This window comes from Dyadobacter psychrophilus (genome assembly GCF_900167945.1).
In the GTDB taxonomy this organism is placed as follows: Bacteria; Bacteroidota; Bacteroidia; order Cytophagales; family Spirosomataceae; genus Dyadobacter; species Dyadobacter psychrophilus.
Genome location: NZ_FUZA01000002.1, coordinates 1,554,089 through 1,576,167, shown reverse-complemented (window position 1 = coordinate 1,576,167; position 22,079 = coordinate 1,554,089). Strand labels below are relative to the sequence as shown.

The 22,079-nt window shown below is 47.0% G+C and carries 21 protein-coding genes; 5 read left to right on the top strand and 16 right to left on the bottom strand.

All coding sequences use genetic code 11. The annotated features are described in order from the left end of the window. Positions 1-188 precede the first annotated feature (188 nt). Complete coding sequence (locus B5X68_RS13550) at positions 189-1,517, bottom strand: rhamnogalacturonidase (protein WP_082215191.1); 1,329 nt, start codon at positions 1,515-1,517, stop codon at positions 189-191. A gap of 137 nt (positions 1,518-1,654) precedes the next feature. Here B5X68_RS13550 and B5X68_RS13545 point away from each other — a divergent pair, with 137 nt between their 5' ends. Together B5X68_RS13545 and B5X68_RS13540 are read left to right on the top strand one after the other, a co-directional pair. After that, positions 1,655-2,191, top strand: coding sequence for a glycosyl-4,4'-diaponeurosporenoate acyltransferase CrtO family protein (locus B5X68_RS13545; RefSeq protein ID WP_082215190.1), 537 nt, complete (start codon positions 1,655-1,657; stop codon positions 2,189-2,191). 117 nt (positions 2,192-2,308) lie between these two features. Next, entirely contained in the window at positions 2,309-2,737 is a 429-nt protein-coding gene (locus tag B5X68_RS13540; protein ID WP_082215189.1) for an EthD family reductase, read from the top strand. Between the two features lie 14 nt (positions 2,738-2,751). Here B5X68_RS13540 and B5X68_RS13535 read toward each other — a convergent pair whose 3' ends face one another. Beyond that, positions 2,752-3,204, bottom strand: a complete 453-nt coding sequence (locus B5X68_RS13535) for a VOC family protein (RefSeq protein WP_082215188.1) — start codon at positions 3,202-3,204, stop codon at positions 2,752-2,754. Positions 3,205-3,479: 275 nt separating this feature from the next. On the opposite strand from B5X68_RS13535, the gene B5X68_RS13530 reads away from it, so the two are divergent. After that, positions 3,480-3,857: a RidA family protein gene (locus B5X68_RS13530; protein ID WP_082215187.1), complete on the top strand. Its 378-nt coding sequence runs from the start codon at positions 3,480-3,482 to the stop codon at positions 3,855-3,857. Between the two features lie 66 nt (positions 3,858-3,923). Here the strand turns inward: B5X68_RS13530 and B5X68_RS13525 are convergent, their stop codons facing one another. The 8 genes from B5X68_RS13525 to B5X68_RS13490 form a co-directional block, all read right to left on the bottom strand. Continuing rightward, the gene (locus B5X68_RS13525) at positions 3,924-4,352 is read right to left on the bottom strand and encodes a VOC family protein (protein ID WP_082215186.1); all 429 of its coding nucleotides are present in this window, start codon (positions 4,350-4,352) and stop codon (positions 3,924-3,926) included. 281 nt (positions 4,353-4,633) lie between these two features. Next, the gene (locus B5X68_RS13520) at positions 4,634-5,650 is read right to left on the bottom strand and encodes a hypothetical protein (protein WP_082215185.1); all 1,017 of its coding nucleotides are present in this window, start codon (positions 5,648-5,650) and stop codon (positions 4,634-4,636) included. Positions 5,651-5,804: 154 nt separating this feature from the next. Then, the gene (locus B5X68_RS13515; RefSeq protein ID WP_082215184.1) at positions 5,805-6,017 is read right to left on the bottom strand and encodes a hypothetical protein; all 213 of its coding nucleotides are present in this window, start codon (positions 6,015-6,017) and stop codon (positions 5,805-5,807) included. Beyond that, positions 6,014-6,397 carry a hypothetical protein gene (locus B5X68_RS13510; RefSeq protein ID WP_082215183.1) on the bottom strand — a complete coding sequence of 128 codons (384 nt, stop codon included), beginning with the start codon at positions 6,395-6,397 and terminating at the stop codon, positions 6,014-6,016. The genes B5X68_RS13515 and B5X68_RS13510 overlap by 4 nt, the downstream gene beginning before the upstream one ends. Positions 6,398-6,617: 220 nt before the next feature. Beyond that, positions 6,618-10,787: a hybrid sensor histidine kinase/response regulator transcription factor gene (locus tag B5X68_RS13505; RefSeq protein ID WP_082215182.1), complete on the bottom strand. Its 4,170-nt coding sequence runs from the start codon at positions 10,785-10,787 to the stop codon at positions 6,618-6,620. Between the two features lie 256 nt (positions 10,788-11,043). Next, entirely contained in the window at positions 11,044-12,003 is a 960-nt protein-coding gene (locus B5X68_RS13500; protein WP_170916641.1) for an alpha/beta hydrolase fold domain-containing protein, read from the bottom strand. A 90-nt stretch (positions 12,004-12,093) separates the two neighbouring features. Further along, positions 12,094-13,410, bottom strand: coding sequence for an outer membrane protein assembly factor BamB family protein (locus B5X68_RS13495; RefSeq protein WP_082215180.1), 1,317 nt, complete (start codon positions 13,408-13,410; stop codon positions 12,094-12,096). After that, positions 13,382-13,759, bottom strand: coding sequence for a DUF4890 domain-containing protein (locus B5X68_RS13490; RefSeq protein ID WP_141110281.1), 378 nt, complete (start codon positions 13,757-13,759; stop codon positions 13,382-13,384). Before B5X68_RS13490 ends, B5X68_RS13495 begins: the two co-directional genes overlap by 29 nt. A gap of 245 nt (positions 13,760-14,004) precedes the next feature. Here B5X68_RS13490 and B5X68_RS13485 point away from each other — a divergent pair, with 245 nt between their 5' ends. Further along, positions 14,005-14,763, top strand: a complete 759-nt coding sequence (locus tag B5X68_RS13485) for a histidine kinase (protein WP_170916640.1) — start codon at positions 14,005-14,007, stop codon at positions 14,761-14,763. A gap of 265 nt (positions 14,764-15,028) precedes the next feature. After that, positions 15,029-15,778 (top strand): LytR/AlgR family response regulator transcription factor, encoded by a 750-nt coding sequence (locus B5X68_RS13475; protein WP_082215176.1) that lies wholly within the window; start codon positions 15,029-15,031, stop codon positions 15,776-15,778. Here B5X68_RS13475 and B5X68_RS13470 read toward each other — a convergent pair. The 6 genes from B5X68_RS13470 to B5X68_RS13440 form a co-directional block, all read right to left on the bottom strand. Then, positions 15,775-16,626, bottom strand: coding sequence for a sigma-70 family RNA polymerase sigma factor (locus B5X68_RS13470; protein ID WP_082215175.1), 852 nt, complete (start codon positions 16,624-16,626; stop codon positions 15,775-15,777). The two genes, B5X68_RS13475 and B5X68_RS13470, sit on opposite strands and share 4 nt — an antisense overlap. Before the next feature lie 228 nt (positions 16,627-16,854). Next, complete coding sequence (locus tag B5X68_RS13460) at positions 16,855-17,328, bottom strand: OsmC family protein (protein ID WP_082215173.1); 474 nt, start codon at positions 17,326-17,328, stop codon at positions 16,855-16,857. A 17-nt stretch (positions 17,329-17,345) separates the two neighbouring features. Then, entirely contained in the window at positions 17,346-19,574 is a 2,229-nt protein-coding gene (locus tag B5X68_RS13455; RefSeq protein ID WP_082215172.1) for a xanthine dehydrogenase family protein molybdopterin-binding subunit, read from the bottom strand. A gap of 5 nt (positions 19,575-19,579) precedes the next feature. Beyond that, positions 19,580-20,047, bottom strand: a complete 468-nt coding sequence (locus B5X68_RS13450) for a (2Fe-2S)-binding protein (RefSeq protein ID WP_082215361.1) — start codon at positions 20,045-20,047, stop codon at positions 19,580-19,582. A 164-nt stretch (positions 20,048-20,211) separates the two neighbouring features. After that, on the bottom strand, positions 20,212-20,937 hold the full coding sequence (locus B5X68_RS13445; RefSeq protein ID WP_082215171.1) for a LytR/AlgR family response regulator transcription factor: 726 nt from the start codon (positions 20,935-20,937) through the stop codon (positions 20,212-20,214). Next, positions 20,918-22,024, bottom strand: a complete 1,107-nt coding sequence (locus B5X68_RS13440) for a sensor histidine kinase (RefSeq protein ID WP_082215170.1) — start codon at positions 22,022-22,024, stop codon at positions 20,918-20,920. The genes B5X68_RS13445 and B5X68_RS13440 overlap by 20 nt, the downstream gene beginning before the upstream one ends. Positions 22,025-22,079: the final 55 nt, after the last annotated feature.

Sequence of the window (22,079 nt, the reverse complement as noted above, 5' to 3'; positions counted from 1 at the left end):
TATTGCTTTGTCTGCCTGCGCCATGACCCTTACTGCTCTGGGTATCGATATCATGCTACCTGCATTCGGGGAGCTCCGTACGTCAGTTTTTTTGTGATCGGTGTAATCTCACTGTTACTGGCATTCAGCGACTTGCGACCAATTGAGGGTTGATTGTCCTGGCGTCGGCTGCTAATATCGAAAATCGCCTAATTGATCACCTTTTCATTTACCTTAACATTGGTCAGCTTGAAGTCCTGCACCACGCTCTTATCGTAAGCGGCATTTTTAGCAGTTATATTCAAATCCTCAAAAATGAATCTCGACAGCTTATCATAGTCACCGGGACTGACGTCGAAAAACACTTCGCAGCGCAGGTTAATGTTTTTCAGGCTAATATTGTCGCAGTAGGACAGGGGCACGTCTTTTCTTCCTTTCAAATCAAAGAATTGCTTCCAGGGCTTTACGTAAATCAAACTGTACGCATAACCATCGATATTTTCCACGCTGACGAACTCGTATTTTTGCGGCGTATCAGGTCTCATTTTAAGCCAAAGCACTCGCATTGCATTGGTAATGTGACAATTACGCATGACAATGTTTTTGTTGTGAATGGCTTCACTGCCGCAGGTCAAAGCGGCATGGCAAAAACCGAATTCGCTGTCTTCGATGATCACATTTGTATTTGCTCCATTTCCTTTGTCCGTGTCCGCGTAGGGACCTTTTCCGCCTTTTAATGCAATTGCGTCGTCATTTACGGCCAGATAGCAGCCTTTTATCAACACATTATTACAAACATCAAGGTCGATCGCGTCCGTACTGGGTGCTTTTATGGGTTCGTGGGGCGCGGTAATGCGTACGTTCAGGATTTTAATGTTGTTGCATTGATAATAGTGGCTTGTCCAGAAACCTGAATTTTGCAATCTTACATCCTGGACCTGCACATCATTGCTTTTCCAAATGAAAACCAGTCGTGGACGGGAAACTTCGAGGTTGGTGCAATTCGGGTTTTCTTTTCTCCTTTGCCAAAATGCTTTCCAGTAATTCAGCCCGTTTCCGTCAATGACGCCTTTCCCGGAAATAGTGAAACCGTCAACGCCATATGCATTCACGAGCGCAGGAAAGTAATCCAGGTTTTGCCCTTCCATTCTCGACGGCATACTTGGGTAATCGGCTATCTTATCGGACCCTTTTAATGTTGCGCCTTCGGAAACGTATAAATGCGTTTTTGGTTTGAAAAATAATGCACCGCTTAGAAATGTGCCTTTCGGGATGACAATCACACCGCCGCCTTGCTGATGGGCGAGATCGATGATTTTTTGGATAACGGCGGTTTGCACCAAATTGCTATCGCTTGATGCCCCGTGTTTTGTGATGACAAACTGTTTGCCCAAATCTTCCAACCTTATCTTTGAACTGTCTGAAAACCAAGCCGGTATTTTTGTTCCATCCGGAAAATTAAGAGATTTCTCAGCCTGTGAAAAGGAAAGATAGGAGGCAAGAAGGAGGTGTAAGAGCAGCAGACAAGATTTTGTCATAACAAAGGTTTGCGTTTTAATGTCAGAGACAATTTAAGAATTTCTTACCATTATCTTTACGCTGTCCGACATAGGGCGGGTTGCGAAAACTGTTTGTCAAAAAAATTGCGGCAGGAATTTACCAGACAAAATAATCAATGAGAAGAGCCTTTACTTTGATTCTTATTCCAATAGTTACCATTGCCTTAGTCTACGCCTTAATTCATTTTATTGGTGTGCAGGGCTTTGCATTTGCCTGGGCTCTCAATTTCCTGCTGATGGCATGCGCCCTCACTTTTACCGAAACCTTAAAAAGCCCACTTACATCACCCTATTTCAACGAAAAAGAGTGGGAGTGCAAAGGAAAAATATATGAATCTTTTGGAGTAAATTTCTATCGAAAATTACTGGTTTGGACGGGCTGGGAAAAATTGAACAAAAAATCCAATCCAATAGAAAAGAATACAAAGGCCCTCACACATCTGCATTACCGAACCAAGCACTCTGAATTAGGGCATTTGATTATCTTCATTATCGTTTTGGGTTTCAATATTTTTGTGGCAATTGAGTTTGGGATTATACAGTCTTTATGGTTGTTGATATTAAATATCTTGCTAAACCTATATCCTGTTTTTCTGCAACGATATAACCGGCCACGAATAGAAAGAGCCATTCATTTGAGTCGGCGCAGGTGATGTTGCTTCCACAACATTCGGGTTGATAATTTTCCGTACGGGCGACAATAATTTGGGTCAATTTAATGTATATATTACGAATAATTTATCTGTTAAATAACTAAAAATCAACTAGCCATGAAGTTTACACTAATTTTATCGTTTCTCCTTTTAGCCACTTTTTTTGTTTCATTTGGTCAAGAAAAGCAACCTTCGAAATCTGGAAATAATGAAGTTAATGTTGCAGAAAAAGGTTTGACCAAGATATCCATCATGTATCCTTTTGCAGAGGGTAAAACCTTCAATATGGAGTATTACGAAACGAAACATATGCCCATGGTAGCGGGTTACTTGGGAGCAAATTTGGTTAAATACACCATTGAGAAAGGCCTGGCCAGTGGAATTCCAAACCAACCTTTACCTTTTCTGGCAATTGGGACATTTTATGTAAAAAGCCTGAGCGAATATCAGGCAGCTGTGGCGCCAAACAGGGATGCCATTCGCGCAGATTTTGCAAACTATACCAATGTTGTTCCTGTCATTTTGGTGAGCGAAGTTGTAAAATAAAGACAACGTTTCGCTTATTTTTTACCAATTTCTTCTGCCAATCCGATGAGCAGTCCTTCGGTTCCGCGAATGTAGCAAAGCCGGTACGCATTCTCATACTGAACGATTTCTCCGACCACCTGGGCGCCGTGCTTGGTTAGTCTGGACACCATTTCGTCGATGTCTTCAACGGTGAACATGACACGCAGATAACCAAGCGCGTTCACAGGTGCGGTCCGGTGATCCGATATAGTAGGAGGTGTGACAAATCTCGAAAGTTCGAGGCGACTATGGCCATCCGGAGTAACCATCATGGCGATCTCGACGGACTGGGAACCGAGTCCTGTAACGCGGCCAGCCCATTCTCCTTCTACTTTTCCCCGTCCTTCGAGTTTTAAACCTATCTCCGAGAAAAACGAAATAGCGTCATCGAGTGATTCCACCACGATGCCGACATTGTCCATCCTTAGTAATTTATTTTCTGTCATAATTTATTCTTTTTAAAGTCTCATTCATCAGGCCGTTATCTGTGTGCCCAGGTTGTTACAAAGATGCTCACATTAAGCGAATTGGCACATTTTCTAAGTCGCATGAGCCTTGGATTGCTGTATTGTTGTAGAGGAAGAGTGCGGTAAAATATACTTATGATGTCTGCCTGAGATCCGGAAGTTGTTGATTTTTTAATTTGAGCAAGATCGATTTCTTTTGAGCAAAGGGCATAACTTGGTGCTGAGATGCAAACATTTTAATAACAATTTATCCTATGAGTACAAATGAAAATGCTGCTGCACCGGCAGTTCCAATTTCAAAAGCTTTGGTGTCCAACGGATTCCTTTTTATTTCGGGTCAGATCGGCTCCGCTGGTGGACAGCTGGTAACTACTTCCTTCCAGGACGAGGTTAGGCAGGTGTTTACAAATATTGAAACAGTACTCAACGAGCACAATTTGACATTCAGCCATATTGTGAGCGTTACGGTATATCTCACAGATATGCGGTATTTCGACGAACTGAACGCAGTATACCAAACCTATTTCACCGACCGCTACCCAACCCGCACCTGCATAGCCGTAGCAGGTTTGCCAAAGCAAGCGCGTGTAGAGCTGACCACAATGGCCAGTTTGGAGCTGGAAGCGAACTAGTGCTGAACAGAAAAATGCCGCGCCGGAAATCCGAGACGGCATTTTTTCTTTAGTTAAACTTACCCCTTATAAATTCGGGTCGAATTCCACGATCCATTCAATGCCGTATTTGTCCCGGAACATTGCGGCGTACGTGCCCCAGGGGCTTTCGTCCATTGGCCCTTCAACACTTCCACCTGCTGATAGTCCGTTGAAAATTCTGTCTGCTTCTTCACGACTTTCTGCACTAATTGATATTTTAGACCTGTTTTCGTTTTCGTTTACTGGTCCCATAAATTCGGGGACGTCATTCGCTATCAACACATTGTGTCTTCCCAAAGGCAATGCAATGGTCATTATTTTATCTGCCTCATTTTCCGGCACGGGAAATTCGGCACTTGCTAAGTCTTTAAAACGAATGATTTTTGTGAATTCTCCGCCAAAAACTGATTTGTAAAATGTGAATGCCTCTTCAGCATTTCCATTGAAGTTGATCCAGGGATTGATTGTTCTCATAATATGTTAGATTTTGAATGTATTTATGACGTAATCCTGCATTCCCGTTGTCAATGTGTTTGTTAATTCCCTTCACATAATCGCTGTGATGAGGCTAACAACTGTTTTCTCACTATACCGCACACAGCTGATTTGTAGTTTGTTAGTGTTGACAATGCAAAGGTGGAATTTATTACGGCATTTAAACCTGTGCAAATGCGACATTTTAGAGGGTAAATTCCGCCAAAACTTTCTAATCTGGCCTTGTTTATTGAGGTATTTTGAAAAGTAATCATGCCATGTTACGGCATTCTCGGCACTTCCCAAACCTTAAAGACCTGATCGTTTACCAGCTTTGTCACATTCTCATCGGTTCCTTTTACAAAATGAAGTTTCCAGTTGTCGCCTTTGACGAATAGGTCAGTTTCGGAGGTTGCACCGAGTTCCCATTTGGGATTTCCGGGTAATTGCAAGTAGAGTATTCCGCCCTCACGGCTGACCGTTAAATGCCATTTTTGATCTTCGTAATTACCTACAAGTAGGTCACCTTGCGCGTCCGTGAGCTTGATTTCAGGTAACCGCTCCACAAATGGCGTGATCGCAGTAAACCAGAAATGGTGCCAGCCGGGAGAGCCCCAACTCAGCGTGATACCGGTTTGAAAAATGACGATGACCAACGTGCCAAACCAGGTAATAAAATGAATGCGTCTGAGGCTGAGCCAGTCGTAGATGAACAGAGGGATCAGCAAAATATCGAGATAGATAAATCGGATAAAAACGGCTATTTCAAGACCTGGCAGAAATCTTATCCGATCAATGCCGGCCTGAATGACGATCAGCGTTGCCAGTAAAAGTAGTCTTTTGTGTGCGGCCGCCTGCTTTCTTACGCGCATTCCCCAGGCAAAGAAAATCCCGAAAAGAACCAGTAAGTAAAGCTGAATAAACAAAATGTCGAACTGCCCGCCCGATTCCGGCGGATTGTTGACGATCAAGGCGCGAACAGTAATTCCTACCAGCGACGCCCACACCAGAATGCCAAATACAAATCCGATTGGCCCGAGCTTCCGGTGAAGTTTCACATTATCCTTTGCGATCAGTAACGTTTGCGCCAGAAAGATTCCCAGCCAGGCAGTCATAATGAGACCATGAACGTGCAAAAACCAATGCAAGTGAATGTTCTCCTGCGCGAACATCTGGTAATCCGGTACAAATCCAAGTGCAGTCAGAATTGGAAAAAGAATAGCCATTGAAACAAAGAAGTACCGGCCTTTTCGAATGGTAATGCTTTTGGGATTCGTATTTTCTAGTGCAATTTCCATGGTGCTGGCGTGAGAGGTTTGGATGAGTTCGAAAGGAGTGAATGTGAATTTGACGGCAGATTTTTAGAAATAATGCGCAGAACAGCCACATCATTACCACGGACAAGTATCTTCCAGGGCCTTTTGGGATGAAAATTTTGCTGATTCTGACTGTTTATTTTCCTGAAAGAAACTGATCATGGCCGTTGTTTGAAGTGAGATTTGTGTGAGAAAGAATGTACCTGAAAAATTGCAGCACGCTGTCGAATGCAAGAAAGCAGATGATCAGGATCACGATCGCGTAGACAATGATCAGGATGAGCAGCAGCTTTTTGTCCTGGTCGGTTGAGTTGGTTTTCATGGGAGTTGAGATGATTGCAGATGTCATTCGTGCTCGTTGTTTATCTTATTAAATTTCAAATGCTTCACTCCGAATGCATTGACTTCGAAGCCCGTAATGTGGCTTTTGGAATCCCGTAGCATGGTTAAGTGGCTCATCCACCAGTTCTCGTTGAGCAGGTGATGAAAGATGGTTTCAGGGGTGTTGGCAACATGGTATTCCAGGTTCGCCAAACCATAGCCTTTCGAATAAATGAGCGTGTCGTTTCTCACAATACCGATCGAGCAGCCCGGGCTCCTGTTGGTAGTCCAGTTTGCGAATAAGCTGTCGATTCGCGTGATCGTTTTTGCTGGTAAGGCTTGTGTAAATGCATTCGTCACAAATTGAATGACAATCATCGCGGTGAGTAGCAATTTTTTGCTGGTCATAGTCTTACTTTCTGTTAAATGCGAAACGGAGCGTGCTGTAATGCTTTTGTGAAGGTAATTATCCTTGAAAAGCCTCAGTTAGCACGATCAGCCCTCAATGTAACACGCTCGTAACACGCAGAAAACCCAGGTTTTCGAGATTGAAAAGACTGTAACAGTTGTTACAAAAGCTGTAAAACTGGTAACCGGTGAGGTGTAAACGTCAGTAAGTCGGCGCAGCTTAAAGTGTGCGGTCGAGTTCTGCGACGAATGCGGACGGCGTCTTGCCAAACTGTTCCTGGAAGCATTTGGAGAAGTAGGAGTGCGAGGCAAAACCGACCTGATCGGCGATCTGAGATACGGTGCCTGCATTGGAAGATAACAGCTGCGCGGCGCGTTGGAGGCGGATGGTTCTTATAAAATCGCTTGGAGATTGGCCCGTTAATGCTTGCAGCTTACGGTAGAGCTGCATCCGGCTCATGCCGATTTCTTTGCCAAATGTTTCAACATTGAAATTTTCATCAGACATATACTGCTCGATGATGGCCATTGCCCGACCTAAAAACTGCTCGTCAACGGAGGAAATCGCAATGTTGGCAGGCTGCAAAATAACCTCGCGACTGTATCTTTCTTTAAGCTGGCGGCGGCCCTCGATCAGGTTAGCGACGCGGATGAGAAGCTCCCGTACTTCGAATGGTTTGGTCAGATAATCATCGGCGCCCGTGCCCAATCCCTGCAACTTGTTCTCGACCGTAGTTTTGGCGGTAAGTAAAATAACCGGAATGTGACTCGTATTCTGATCGTTTTTTAAACGCCGGCATAAGTCCAAACCATCCATTTTTATACCCGTCTGGGATGGCATCATGATATCCGAAATGATCAGATCCGGAATTTGTTCCTGGGCGAGTTTGTAACCTTCGGCACCATTGACGGCTTTTATAACCCGGTAAATTCCATTTTCCGTCAACGAGCGCTTTATGAAATCGCGAAGATCAGCATGATCTTCTACGACCAGAATCAGCGGAATTTCGGAATTTAGATATGAACTTTCCAGTATCTCTTTTTCCGAAATACTCGTCTCAACATTTTCAGAGAACTGACTGGTTTTTGCAACGACTGGCGAGGTACTTAGCTGCCCGGCTTGCGCAGCATGAAGCATTTCCAGCGGCAACAATACCACAAACTCACTTCCCTGACCCGGCGTGCTGGATACCTTAATCGTTCCCTGATGCAATTCCACCAGCTCGCGTGCGAGCGCCAGACCAATGCCTGAGCCCTCGTGCTCGCGAGCGGGTGAATGATCAATTTGATAAAACCGATCGAAAACGCGGTCGAGCTGGTCAGCCGAAATCCCGGTACCATTGTCCTTAATTTTTATTTCTGCCCAAAGGGTTGGTTTGTCAGAATATTTTTGCCGAATCTCCTGAACCGGCAATAATTGCAACGACACCAAAACCTGCCCATTGTCCTGCGTAAACTTGAATGCATTAGAAAGCAGGTTATTTAACACTTTTTCCAGCTTATCTGCATCGAATTTCAACCAGAGATTTCCCTCCGGCGCCACGACCTGAAATTGAATCCCACGACTTTCAGCAAGAGAATGGAACGAGCCTGCGACCCGGTTTACGAAATGGATCAGATCGCCTGGCTGCGTATCGAGTGGCATTTTGCCTTCTTCCAGCCTGGAAAGGTCAAGTAACTGATTCACCAGATGCAACAAACTCTTGCCATTCCGCAGCATGCTTCGGAACTGGGGAGCGTAGGGATCATTTTCAGGAATTTTGGATAACCAATGTTCTAATGGGCTCAAAATGAGCGTCAATGGCGTGCGAAATTCGTGGGTTACATTGGTAAAGAAATCGGACTTCAGCCGGTCCATTTCCAGCAATTGCTGCGCTTTGATCTCCCGGATCTTCAATGCGTTTTTTGCTCGTTCCCGGCGTAGCAAAGCTTGCCAGCCGCCAAAGAAAAATCCGCTCAGGATCAGGACATACATGGCATAAGCCCAGCCGGTTCGCCACCACGGAGGCGAAATGTGAATAGACATGGATTTTTCAACCCAGATTCCATCACTATTGGCTGCCCGAACGCGGAATTTATAGCTTCCCGGCGGCACATTGGAATAATCTGCCGTGCGTGCCGCGCTGATCGGATGCCATTCCAGATCGTAATTTTCAAGCTTATAGGTATATAAATGCAGCTCCAGATGCCGGAAATCGATGGCCGCAAAATCGATGGAAAACACATTCTGATGATGAGCCAGCTCAACGGAGCTGCTGCCGGGCGTAATGACACGGTTATGTACCCGAAAAGCGGCAAAATGAAGTATTGGAGCGATCGGTTGATGCTTTAACAATTCTTCCGGCTGGAAATGGAAATACCTGTCCATGCTGCCGAAATAAATGCTGCCGTCACGCCTTTTGTAGCTCCCGCCAAAAAAGAAATCTTCGCCGGGCGAGATGCCGTAATTGGTACCAAAAAGCCGAAACGAGCGCCTGTCAGCACCAATTACAGCAATACCTCTAGTGACAGCTAACCACAAGTTTCTCTGATCATCCTCGATCATTGCTCTTATAAATGGAAAGGGTTTGCCGGTGCCCGGATCATTGAACGCCACAAAATTCCCACGTTTGCGATCGAAATAATGGAGCCCGGCGGTGGAGGCTACCCACAAAGTACCCGCCGCATCTTCCACCAGCTGGGTAACAATTGTCCATGGTAAAAAATGTTTGAACTTTCCCGATTTCCGGTCCATCAGGTTCAATCCGCCGCTGTTTGTCCCGACCCAAAATGCTCCGGTATGGTCTTCAATGACAGCCAGAATGTAATTATTGCTAATTGAAGTACTGTCACGCTCGTCGTGCCGGTAATGTGTGAATTTTCCGGAACGAGTGTCCAGCTTGTCCAGACCTCCCGCTGTGAGCACCCAATTCGTCCCCGCCCGGTCCTGATAATAGCCAGCCGCCTCGCCTGGACTGATGCTCGACATATTAGTTGAATCGTGTAAATAATGCGTGAATTTTCCCGCGGAATGCCCGCCATTCGTGTGTTCATACCAATATAACCCATTGTTCCAGGTAGAAATCCAGCGGTTTCCTTGCCTGTCGCGGTTAAGCCGGGTTACATGATCGCTCATCAGTGAGGTTTGGTTTGCCTCGCTGAGCCATTCAGAGGCACTTTTTGAAACAAAATCACCGGTTAGCAAGCCCACAATCGACCCGATCCAAAGTGTATTCGTCGAATCTTCCTCAAAATAATGAATGCCCGATCGCATTTTTACTTCCGTGATCGGGCTCTCCTTCGTTGTGATTTTGATCAAATGTCCCGGTATGCTCCCCACCCAAAGCGTACCGTCCCGGGTGCGGCACGCCGAAAGAAGGTTGAAATCGGGCATGCCGTTTTCCGCGGTTTTGTACGTGGTTACCATCCCCGATTTTGGATCGTAGCGGTTTGCGCCGGCATCGAGCGTCCCGATCCAGATGCCGCCAGCCGGGTCTTCCAAAATAAACCGGATTCCGGTCGTGGGAAATGAACGCAGGTTTTTTTCTTTGGGAAACGGGCGGCTGAGCCTGTCGGGATGTGCATCCTGAAACGGGTGCCGGGTGAATTTGCCGGTTTTTCGATCAAAGGTATGCAAGCCGTCACCACCCGTTCCCACCCAGAATGTACCTCGGCTGTCTTCAAAAATGGCGAATATCCGGTTCTCAACCAGGCTGTTCGGATCTCCGGGGATGTGGAGGTAACGCGTGAATGTGGATGTTTTCCGGTCAAGCTTGTTGAGGCCGCCTTCCATTGGCTTCGTGCTGCCCTGTTGACCTGTTCCGACCCAGATTGTGCCCTCTTTATCCTCGAAAATACTCGCGACTTCCGGGTGACTTATCGTCTTAGGGTCTTTTGCAATGGATTTATAACTTACAAATGTGCCCGTGGACTTCTCAAAACGGTATAGTCCACCTACTGTACCAACCCAGAGATTGCCCAGATGATCTTCCACCAACGCGCTGATTGCATTGTCTTCGTACTCGTATTCTTTTCGTTTGACAACCTGATAATGTGTGAACTTTCCGGTTTGGGGGTCCAGGCAATCCAGTCCCGCGCTCCATCCACCGATCCATATCAACCCGTCGCGTGTTGGACAAATACTTCTTACCTGGTCGCCAGCCAGCGAATTAGCGTTTTTTGGGTCGTGCTGGTACACCGTCCAGTTATAGCCATCAAACCGGAGCAGCCCCGAGCCAGTCGCGAGCCAGAGATATCCGCGGCTGTCCTGACGAATGTCGGCGATCTCGTGCGGATCGATACCCGGAGGCATACTGACCGTTTCTACTATCGTTTTTTGGGCAAAAAGACTTGCTCCGCTATAAAAGAAGAGTAAGGAAGCGAACCAGAGCCGGATAGCAAACCTGATCATGACGATCGTAGCGAGATTTACTTCAAGCTAGTTTATTTTTCTTGAAATCAGCTAGTTATATATCAACAAATTAGGTAATGGTAAGATGCTGTCATGCCATTAAGCCCGTGATTTTCGTATAAGGCTGCTTCGTGTGCACTTCGCAAAACCCCTAGTTCTCGAATCATATCGCGATAACCATCTTTCGCAAGATGGGCAGCGTAGTTTCCAGCTGCATGGTAGCTGTAGGTCTTGAACCAGGTCATTTTGTGACAAGCTAGCGGGCCGTAAGCCTTCTTATCTCCACGCCATCGCTCCACTTGCCCATGAACGTCTGTTCTTTTGAATCGGTGAAGGCGGTGGAACATCCTTTATTGTTTCTGCTGCAATCGATCAGCGCGTCGGCTAGGCGCCAGTAGCAATAATAGTCGGTGGCATCTACTTCGGGAGACGCGGCCAATTTGCCATCCTTGCTGTCAAAATCCAGGTCTGCGCACGTTGGTTCATTGTGTCCGGCGGTGATTGAGTCGCTTCCGTAGACATCGGGATAATGCGTCAGCATCGCTTTGCTGGCAGCTTGTACCAATCTCGACTCAGCATACACTTTTTTCATAAAAACGCTGTCCACCGTCGTATCCTGCTTCTCAATGACCATTAGTAATTTCAATGATGCAGGCAGCCCGGCATAGGATTTTGCCTGACCGGAGGGCACTGGACCCACACCAGCAGCGGCCAAAAAGATGCCTTTGGGCTGCGGTATGCCCATTTCGGCAGCGTTGAGTGCCAGATTCGCGGTCACCACACCCCCATAGGAATGGCCAATGATCACAAGTTGATCGGTCTCGGCTTTGATTTTCAATTCACCGGATGCCAGGACCTGCAAAGCCCTTTTGATCCCAGCCGCCGCATTGGGCGTAAATTCTACCGGCTTCGTCCGTGCGTCCTTTTGATAACGGGGATAAATCACAATGTTGCCCTGCCGCACCAAATGCTTTATCCAGGCACCATAATTGGCCGGATTCCAGCCTCCGTAACCGTGATTAAACACAATAACCGGGGCCGAAGCTGGCGCGGGAGAAGCAGGCAAATACAACCAGTAACCGGTAGGCCCGTCATCATAATTTTTCTTGATCACCTCGGCGTGCTCGTACGAACTGCCTCCATAACCGGACGTCGGCTGCCCTGGCTGGAAGAGTTTGCCGGGATCAGGCGTGCTGTTTTGGCAACTGGTAGCCATGGATACAAGCAATATTAATTCAAAAATCAATCGCATTATTTTCATGTTATTTTATTTTTCTGACTAAAAATTCAATGTATGTAACTAAAATCACCTCGGCCCGAAAGCAAACAGAGTCCCGTCAAAGGCAGGTATGTATACATTACCTTCTGGCCCAATGGTAGTGCCGACAGTAAAGAGCGTTTTGCCGGGAAATTGCACGCGATCGAGGACTTCACCTGTTTTTGTATCAACCACTACGAGATCTTTATATGATTTGCCCTGAGAACCTGCAACGGTAGCAAAAGCCAGGTTTCCGGCTGTCTGCATCGGTAATCCCAGGTGATTCAGGCTGTCATTTTTCCAAACCTGTTTTGCTTCCCGGCCGACATCCTGAATGCACATTAGTGGCGCTGTACCGCCACCGGCAGGCATAATAAGGCCTTCTGGCGAAGTGGACTGGCTCCCGCCAGGCTCATAACCAATGTTGTATTTCCATAAACTATTGCCAGTGGCCGCGTCGATGGCATGGAGGCCGCCCGCATTATCATTCACATAAATCCGCGAACCGTCTGCCGAAATATCCGGGCTGGAAGCGCTGCCACCTGGAAGCGCGGTTTGCTCCCAAAGTGGTTTGATCGAAGACCCGTTCTTTTCAGAGTACAACATTGCCCGCACGCCGGCCTGGGCCGCCCCTGGTGCCCAGTAAGTAAAAAAGAACCGGCCCGTTTGCTGGTCAATAGCAAGTGTGTTTGCGCAGGGGCAGTCCGCAGTGCCACGCATACAAGCCCTCGGATCGAAGTTCGGATCAGACGGTAGCTCGCCTGAAAGCAGATGCGGTTCTAAAACAAAGGCGCCATTCGTTCTGTCGAGCACATAAATAATGCCGATGTGCGTAATGAAGATCAGTCTGCCCGTCTGCGTGAATTGAGCGGAGAATGGAAAGCCCTTGATCTTCGTTTCCCAAAGCAGGTTTCCCAACGCGTCGAACGCATGCATGGCTTCGTTATCCGCGATAAAAAGTCGTCCCTGCTCATCAAGGAGCGCTGACGAGGCGACAGCGAATTTGTTTACTTTATCCGTACACCAGACTGTTTTGCCCGTCTGCGGATCCAATGCGTACAAGTGGCAGTCTCCGGCATTGGTCGTCACGTAAACTTGTCCCTGCCTGCCAATAGTCGGGCCCAGGTTAATGGTCCCGTCGAACTTGCGATTCCACGCAAGCTCCACTTTGCGGGGACCTTGCGAAGTCGAGTAATCGGAATTGCGGCTGTCGGCATGCACGGCCGACCAGCCCGGGCCATATGCGGGATCCAGGATCTCCGATCCGCCCGGTTCGCTGGTTTTACAGCCTGCCACAAGCAATCCTGCCATCAGCAAGCTCCACGCAAAGAACTTGTTAAGACTTCCTGTTTTTCCTGATTTCATCTTTTCGCTCCTGTTGCTGTTGTTTAAACTGGTCGAATTGTTCCTTACTCAAAACCTGTTTCAGCTCGGCCTCTTTTTCGTTTTGAAGTGCCCTTACCGCTTTCAGCTTAGCCATTTTGCTGGCGTTGCCGAGCATGATCGGGTCCATTTTTTGGGCATACGTTAAATTGATTTTTTCAACTTTTCCCGTTTCCGCAGAATCCAGTTTGAGGGTCGTAGCCATGCGTTGCGTTTGCATTTTTGCTCGTTCAGAAGCGGGCTTTTCCATCAGCAACTTCTGTGCGAATAAGGGATTTGAGAGGAGTAGCATCCCAAAAAGCGCGGTAAGGATCACATGTTTCTTTTCCATGGTTTTACAGATTTTGATTATTTCTGTTTCAAACCAACTTTGTAAATTTTGGAAAAGAAAAAACATTCATCGGGCGCGGCGATTTCTGGCATGAACTCACAAAAACGACCGATAAGCAGCGTGAAACGGTTATTCACAACCTTCGTGTGGAAAAAAGCGAAGTTCACAGGAGGAATTGGTAAGTTCAGCGGACAATTTTTTATGTAAATCGCTTTTGTCTTACACTTGCAAAAAATATGAAGACAATGGACAGTACGGAGCGCAATTATCATCTGGCCAATCCCTATTTGTTCTGGGTTTGTTATTGGCTGATCTGGCTATTCCTGTTATCCAGTTTTCAACCGTTTGGAAATGCGGTTTTGGCTGCTTCCGTCAATGTAGCAGCTCAGGGGGTTATTGCCTTCGCGACCATCCGCTTCTTAATCCCGCATTATCTTGAAAAGAGAAAATATCTGGCTTACGCGGCACTGGTTGCGATCCTGATTCTGCTGCTTGCGGTGCTTTATATGAAGCTTACGGAGCCCGGCTTGCAATTGTTGACAGGCAAACGTGAAATCAGATTTCCGCGGGCATTCCAGTTTGGCAGGATGTATTTTTTCCTTTTTGTAGTCCACATTGTCAGTACGGCTTACAAGTTTGCTTCCGACCGCTTTTATGCCTTGCAACGCCAGTCGGAGCTGCACCGAAAGCAATTGGAAACGGAATTGCAAGTCCTTAAAAACCAGATCAACCCCCATTTTCTTTTTAATACATTGAACAATGTTTACACCCTGGCGTACCTGAAAGATGACAATGCTGCGCCTATGATCATGAAGCTTTCGGAACTGCTGCGTTACACCCTTTATGACTGCCAGGCCGACCGCGTTAAGCTTGAAAAAGAGGTGGGTTTTTGCACAACATTGTTGCGATGCAAAAGCTTAAATCGGATGTTTATCAAACGCGTGTTTTGCTTGAAACCTCCGGCGTGCAGCCCAACCATTTCATCGCGCCGTTGCTCCTGTTAGTATTTATTGAAAACAGCTTTAAATTTTCAGACCTGGATACGAATCCGGACGGGTATATCCATATTTCATTGCACGTGGATTCGGCACGAACAATGCATTTCGAATGCAGGAATACAAAAAAACAGCCCTCAAATGAAGAGCGACCAGCAGGAATCGGGCTGGCCAATGTGCGCAAAAGATTGCAGTTGATATATCCTGAAAATCATGAATTGCAGATAGTTGACATAGATTCTGAATTTCTGGTCAGCTTAAAAATATTTCATTTATGACTGTAAACTGCCTGATCGTCGATGATGAGCTGCTTGCCCGGCGGCTGCTGACGGATTATGTTTCTAAGATACCGGAATTAAACCTGGTTGCTGCGTGCGCATTGGCCATGGAAGCGCAAGGTTATTTACAGAAACAACGCATTGATTTATTATTTCTGGACATTCAGATGCCGGATGTTACCGGGCTTTCTTTTCTCCGTTCTTTGCAAAACAAGGCGGTAACGATTTTCACAACCGCCTACACCGAATATGCATTGCAAGGTTATGAGCTTTTTGTGCTGGATTATTTGCTTAAACCCATTTCCTTTGAGCGGTTTTTCCAGGCAGCCAGCCGGGCGACCGAGTATATTAGTCTTTTAAACAAAAGTGTGCCCGCGGAAGCAGGTTGCAATGTTATTTTAACGAAAAACGATGGACAAGAAAATGCATATCTGTTTGTTAAAGCCGATTCGAAAATCCATAAAGTTGCGCATACCAACATTGACTTCGTCGAAGCATATGGAGAATATGTACTTATTTTCTGTGGAAAGGAAAAGATCATGACCTTGGGGCAATTAGGAAAAATGGAACAAATGCTGCGTGGGCCCGGGTTTGTGCGAGTACACCGCTCCTTTATCGTAAATTTTGCGAAAGTGGATGCCATTCAGGGAAACACCATTTATATAGGAGAAAGAGAAATCCCGCTTAGCAAAACTTACCGGGAAGCATTCATGGAGCTGGTGCAAAATGGCAGGCTTTTTTCCTAGATGCTACCCATTTTTATCTTGTCCGGGTTTCGTATGATGTACATTTTTGAGAAGCACATTTCATCTGCATCAAAATAGAAAATCGTCTCGGGTTTCTGATTTGAAATAAATACAAGTCCGTGGTGCCCATTAATCCTCACAATCTGCACAGTTTGCGCCTGAACGGCTTCCATGCGCGAAATTGCTTCAAGGAGCTGCATCACGTTATCCGATCCTGTTATCGGCTTTAACGCTGCCGAAGCCTTGCCTCCACCATCGGAATAAACAATAATGTCTTCTTTCAGCAGCGATGCCAGTGATTTGATATCTCCGTGTTGATGCGCCCTCAGAAATGCATCGAGCAATTCACGGTATGACTTTGCATCAGTCTGCCTCAATGGCTCGGATCTGAGTTTCCCGCGTGCCCTTGAAAGGATCTTGCGACAATTGGTTTCACTGGTCTGTAAAATTTCAGATAATGAAGCATAGGAGTAGTCAAAAGCCTCTCGGAGGACAAACACGGCCCTTTCGACCGGGTTAAGCTGTTCAATCAGGCTCATCAAGCCATAAGAAAGTATATCGATTTTTTCTTCGTCGACGGCCGGCGTTTCCGGTTGCAGGTAGGGTTCAGGCAGCCATGTTCCGGGATACTGTTCTCGTTCTTTTTGGAGCTTCTTCAAACGGTCGATCGACTTGTTGGCAACAACGCGGGTCAGATATGCTTTTTCATTCTGCACTTCCCTGTCGGGAGTGCTTAAAATATCTTCGAAACAATCCTGGACTACATCCTCGGCGTCCTGAATCTGCCCAAGGATATTGTAGGCTACGGAAAACAAGTGGGATTTATATGATGGCAATGCTTCTTTCATATGTAAATGCTAACGCGAACGAACCGGTAACGAATTTGTTGCGCACAAAGACAAAGTGATCATACTGGGTGACGATGCCTTTACTTTAAAGAAAAACGATCGGACTTTCCGAAGCCCTTACGCCATGATCGTCACTTTTGATCGTGGCTTGATTACCGATATTCTGATCATTCAGGATTTGTCCGGCTTCCTCGAAGTATATTGTAACAATACAAATGAGCAGCCGATTTACTCTGCCACATGAACCTCTGCACGGTGCAAAACAGGGAAATTGACCGAGTTGGCGATAAAGCACAATTCGTTGGCCTTCTCATGTAAGCCGATCGCCTTTTCAATCATGGAGGGATCAGATACGCGCACTACGGGATTGAGTGTAACTTCCGCAAACCGCCCTCCGCCATTTGACGTTTCAACCATAATTCCGGTAGCCTTATCCACGTACTCGGTCACCCTCACAGACGCGTCCGAGCAAAGGTGCAGGTACCATAACATATGACAGGACGACAATGAGGATAACAGCAGATCTTCCGGGTTATGCCTGGTGCGGTCCCCTCTGAAAGCCGGATCGGAAGAAGCGTGTAACACGGGCTTGTTTTCAATTTCGATGACATGATCGCGTCCGTAGGCCTGATAACCGGATGTTCCGGTACCCTTGTTGCCTGTCCAGATGATAGTCGCTGCGTAGTGATGTTCTTTACCCATATGTTGAGATTAAAAGTTTACTTAATGGGTTCCCTTAAAGTCGTACCAATCCCCTGCATTTCCAGCGGGATCTTCCGGATCCTTTTGCCGCTGGCAGCGAAGATCGCATTCAGCACTGCCGGTACACCCAGCGGACTGGACACTTCGCCGACACCGCCCGGCGTTTGTTCATCCGTATCAACGAAATGCACTTCCATTGGCGGGCATTCGTTCATGCGCAGCAGCTTGTTTTCGTGGAAATTGGTATGCATGGCCCGGCCATTTTTGATGGGCAGCCCACCATATAACAATGCCGTAAGGCTCCATACAATGCCACCGATCATTTGTTGTTCGACACCCGACGGATTAATGACTTTTCCGCAGTCGATAGCAATGGTCATTTTGTTGATCACAAGCTTGTTGTCGTGCATAGTCACGTCTGCAATAACTGCACAATAGCTGTATCCGAATGTACTTACTGCAATGCCTTTTCCCCTGCCAGGCGTCAAAGTTTCGCCCCATTTCGCTTTCTCAGCAGCCATTTGCAATACCCGAAGAATCCTCGAACCATGAACGGGTATTGCGTCCCCGACATAAGTATCTTTTCCACCGTTTAAAAGCGACACGCGGAATTCGAACGGGTCGCGTTTCAATTCCGCAGCTACTTCATCCAGGAAACATTCTCCATAAAACCGGCCATGTCCGTCTACGCCTCGCCAGGCAGATGAATGCACCAGTTCCTGCTGGATCATGTCTTCAAAATCATAGCGCACATTGGGAATTGCATAGGCCATTGACGGCAGTTTTGGGTCCATATATCTGGCCGACCAGGTGTAGGTCCTGATCTCCTTTTCGTACCACGCATACAAATTGTTGTCCTTATCCAACGCAGCCTGATACTCCATATGCTGAAAAAGATGCGCCAAATTCGCCTGATGATCGTCCTCGCGCGTCCAGATCATTTTCACGGGCAAATTACCCGCCTGCCTGGAAATAAATGCCGCTTCTACCGCCATATCCGGATAATACCGTCTGCCAAAACCGCCTCCGGAAGGAAAAAGGTGCATCTTGATCTTTTCCTGAGAAAACCCGAAAACGCGGCGTATTTCGCTGTCAATCAGGTGCGGCGCCTGCGTCCCGATCCAGATTTCACATCCATTTTCGCCCGTATGCGCAGTGCAGTTGAGCGGTTCCATGCACGAATGTAGCTGCTGCGGAAAAACGTAGGAAGCGCGCAGTGTTTTTCGAACGTGGCTGAGGTTAGCCACAGCATTTGCATTGCCCGTGAAGCCGGTGGGATCGGTGCGGTGGGTGGCGCGATTCCATGCCATTTCTTCAAAATCCTCCGAACTCAGCTTTCCGTTCCCGCCTTCATCCCATTCAATGATGAGTTTAGCCTGCATTTGTCTGGCTGCCCAGAATGAATCTGCGACCACGGCGACGCCTTCGCGGATATCGTACGGCATGTATGGCGCATTCAGCTGCAAACCCGCAATCCGCTGCGTGCTGAAAACTTTTCTGGCCCCTGCGACTTTCATTGCTTCCGCAGCGTCGAAAGATTTTAGTTTCCCTTTAAAAACCGGACAACGCGCAATAACCGCATAAAGCATCCCAGGCACCTTAATATCCATCCCATATTTGAGTTCGCCAGTAACAATTTTGGGTATAAGCTTCGCCGGTTTTGACTTTCCGATGATCTGATGATCGCTCGCTTTTTTTAGCTCGACCCTAGCCGGGACCGGCAACCTGGCAGCTGACAAGGCCAATGCTCCGAAAGCGAGTTTCTTCGAAGTGTTCCTTTGAAACACATAATGTTTTTCAGCATAACACTGCTCCGGAGTTGTGTTCCATTGCTTTGCTGCGGCTGCGATGAGCATTTGCTTTACCGTCGCGCCCGCTTTGCGAAGCAGGTCCCATTGATAAATGATCGTGCAGCTTCCGCCGGTGTCATGCCCGCCATTCCGGTCATTCTGATAGCGCTGCATATCGGCGTTGGGGAAGTCGATCCTGACTTTTTCCCAATCTGCGCAAAGTTCTTCAGCCAGGATCTGCGCCATAGCCGTGGCGACGCCCTGTCCCATTTCGTGCTTTACAAATTGGAACAGGATATCGCCACTGGCGTCGATTCGTACAAAATCACCCAGGGCTGGGCTGGCCGCGCCGGGCGCAACCAGCTTTGTCTCCCAAGACCCGGCTATTAATTCCTGGAATGATAACAGCAATCCACCGGCGACGCCGGCCGAACGGATAAAATCTCTTCTTTCCATGGCTTTCAGGATTTACTATTCATAGTTGATGCAGTTTTAATGGCCTTGTGAATGCGCTGGTAAGTCCCGCAGCGACAAAGGTTGCCCGACATGGCCGTGGTAATTTCGCTGTCGGTCGGCCTGGCATTCCCGCGGAGCAGCGCAGCGGCGTTCATGATCTGACCGGCCTGACAGTAACCGCATTGCGGAACATCTTCCTGCTGCCAGGCAAGTTGCAGCGGGTGATCGCCTTTTTCGGACAAACCTTCTATGGTCGTGATCTTTTGGCTGCCTACTACCGAAACCGGCACCGAACACGAGCGGATTGCATTGCCATCCAAATGGACTGTGCAGGCACCACATTGACCGATTCCACAGCCATATTTGGTCCCGGTTAATCCCACAAAATCACGGATAGCCCACAGGAGCGGCATATCCGGGTCGACGTCGATGTTGACTTTACGCGTATTGATGTGTAGCTCTACTGTTGCCATATCTGCCATGTTTATGCACGGGCGTGCCATGTTTTATGCAAATCAATGCGAAACAGGCATTTAAAACCTGGCAATTGGACTAGCGTTTTAATTCCTGCGACAGAAACTTACTTTGCCTGACGAAAGGCGTTTGTCGGGCTGGGGTGGTTTGGCACGAAAACCGATCAGGATTGCATGATATCATGCTTTGTCAGCGCTTTGAGGGTTTCATTCTTGTAGTTTCGCCCGATCGGAATGGTGAATTCACTTACTTTAATGCTTTGCGGTGTAAAGGTCACGATCTGATCGAGCGGGACGATGAAGGAACGGTGAACGCGCTTGAATTTGGTTTCGGGAAGCTTTTGTTCCAGATAGCTGATCTTATTGTAAGAAATGATCTGGCCGTTGACCGTTTTCACCCGCACATAATCACGAAGGCTTTCGATATATAAAATGTCTTTCAAAAAAACCTTCACCATTTCCCGTTCCGCACGCAGGTAAATGTAGGATTCGTTGAAGTCGTGCAACAATTTGTATTCCGCTCCTGACTGAAATGCAGGCTCTTTAAATCCATATACTTTGCTGATGGCTTTGAAAAACCGCTCAAAAGTGATCGGTTTCAACAAATAGTCAACCACATCCAGATCGAAAGCTTCGATGGCATAATCCCGGTAAGCTGTTGTGAAAATGACCTTCGTTTTGACCGGCAATGACTTGATCAGATCTATACCGGTGATCTTGGGCATCTGAATGTCCAGGAAAAGCAGGTCAGCCGGCGTGCTATGGAGATATGTAAGTGCCTCCACGGCATTGGAACAGCATTTTGCCAGGTGGAGCCAGTCGACGCGCTCAATGTAGGAGGAGATCAGTTCAGTCGCCAGTGGCTCGTCGTCAATTACCAGGCAGTTCATTTTCGCTAATTTTTATTTTCAAAATGACCAGATAAGTCTCTTCGTTGATGATATTCAGTTCGTACCGATCCTTGTATATTAATTCCAGCCGCTTCCTGACATTCGCTAGCCCGATACCGCCCAATGCTTCGGTGGTGTAAGCCGAAGGGGATTGACTTTTACTATTTTCAACTTTGATAATGAGCTGGTTATCACTTATAAGAATATCAATATTGACCCAAACCTTACCAATATCGTTGCTAAAACCATGTTTAAAACTGTTCTCTACAAAAGGCAGGATCAGCAAAGGCGCAATCTGAATGTGGCTGATAGCATTGAAAACATTCAGCGAAACGTCCAGCCGGTCTTCGTAACGGATCTTTTCCAGTGTAATGTAGTTTTCAATGTAATCAATTTCCTTTTGCAGCGGCACAATCGTCTTGTTGCTGTCATGAAGCATATAGCTCAGCAGCTCTGAAAGCTTATGAACAATTTCAGGCGCCTTTTCCGACCTGGTAACCGTTAATGAGTACAGGTTGTTAAGTGTATTAAACAAAAAATGCGGATGGATCTGGGCCTTCAAAAGCTTCAATTCAGCTTCCAGTTTATCGTTTTTCAGCTGCTGTTTTTCCTGCTGGCTGCTGTACCACTGCTTTCCTACATGCAATACCACCACAATCGCCACCACCGAATAAACGCCAAACGTTTCGATAATGACTTTGGGCAGATACCAAACCGGCACGTCGAGCGCCTGCGGATAATATTTGGGGTAAATAAGGTGATAACTGACAACCCGCTGCATGAATCCAAAGAAAATGATAGACGCTAATAAATAGGCATAGAATCTGACCGGCCTGCTTTTGTCATGATACGCGGTCGTCATCAGATAGAGTGTAAAGTAGGTAGCCGCGATCTTGACCGGCATAGCAATGCCCGCGATCACAATGCGCGACAACGGATCAGCCTCGATGATGGAGGAGATTGGGCCGTCGTACAAATAGTAGGCGATCCAGAACAAAAGATGCCGTAACAACCTTTTGAATTGACCGTAACCTGTTGAGGAACTGAACATAGCCATATTACCCTTGAACCCTGCAAGATAACGCATTACGAAAATCCGTCAGGCTAAATTCGACGAACGACAATTTAGCCTGACGGAATCA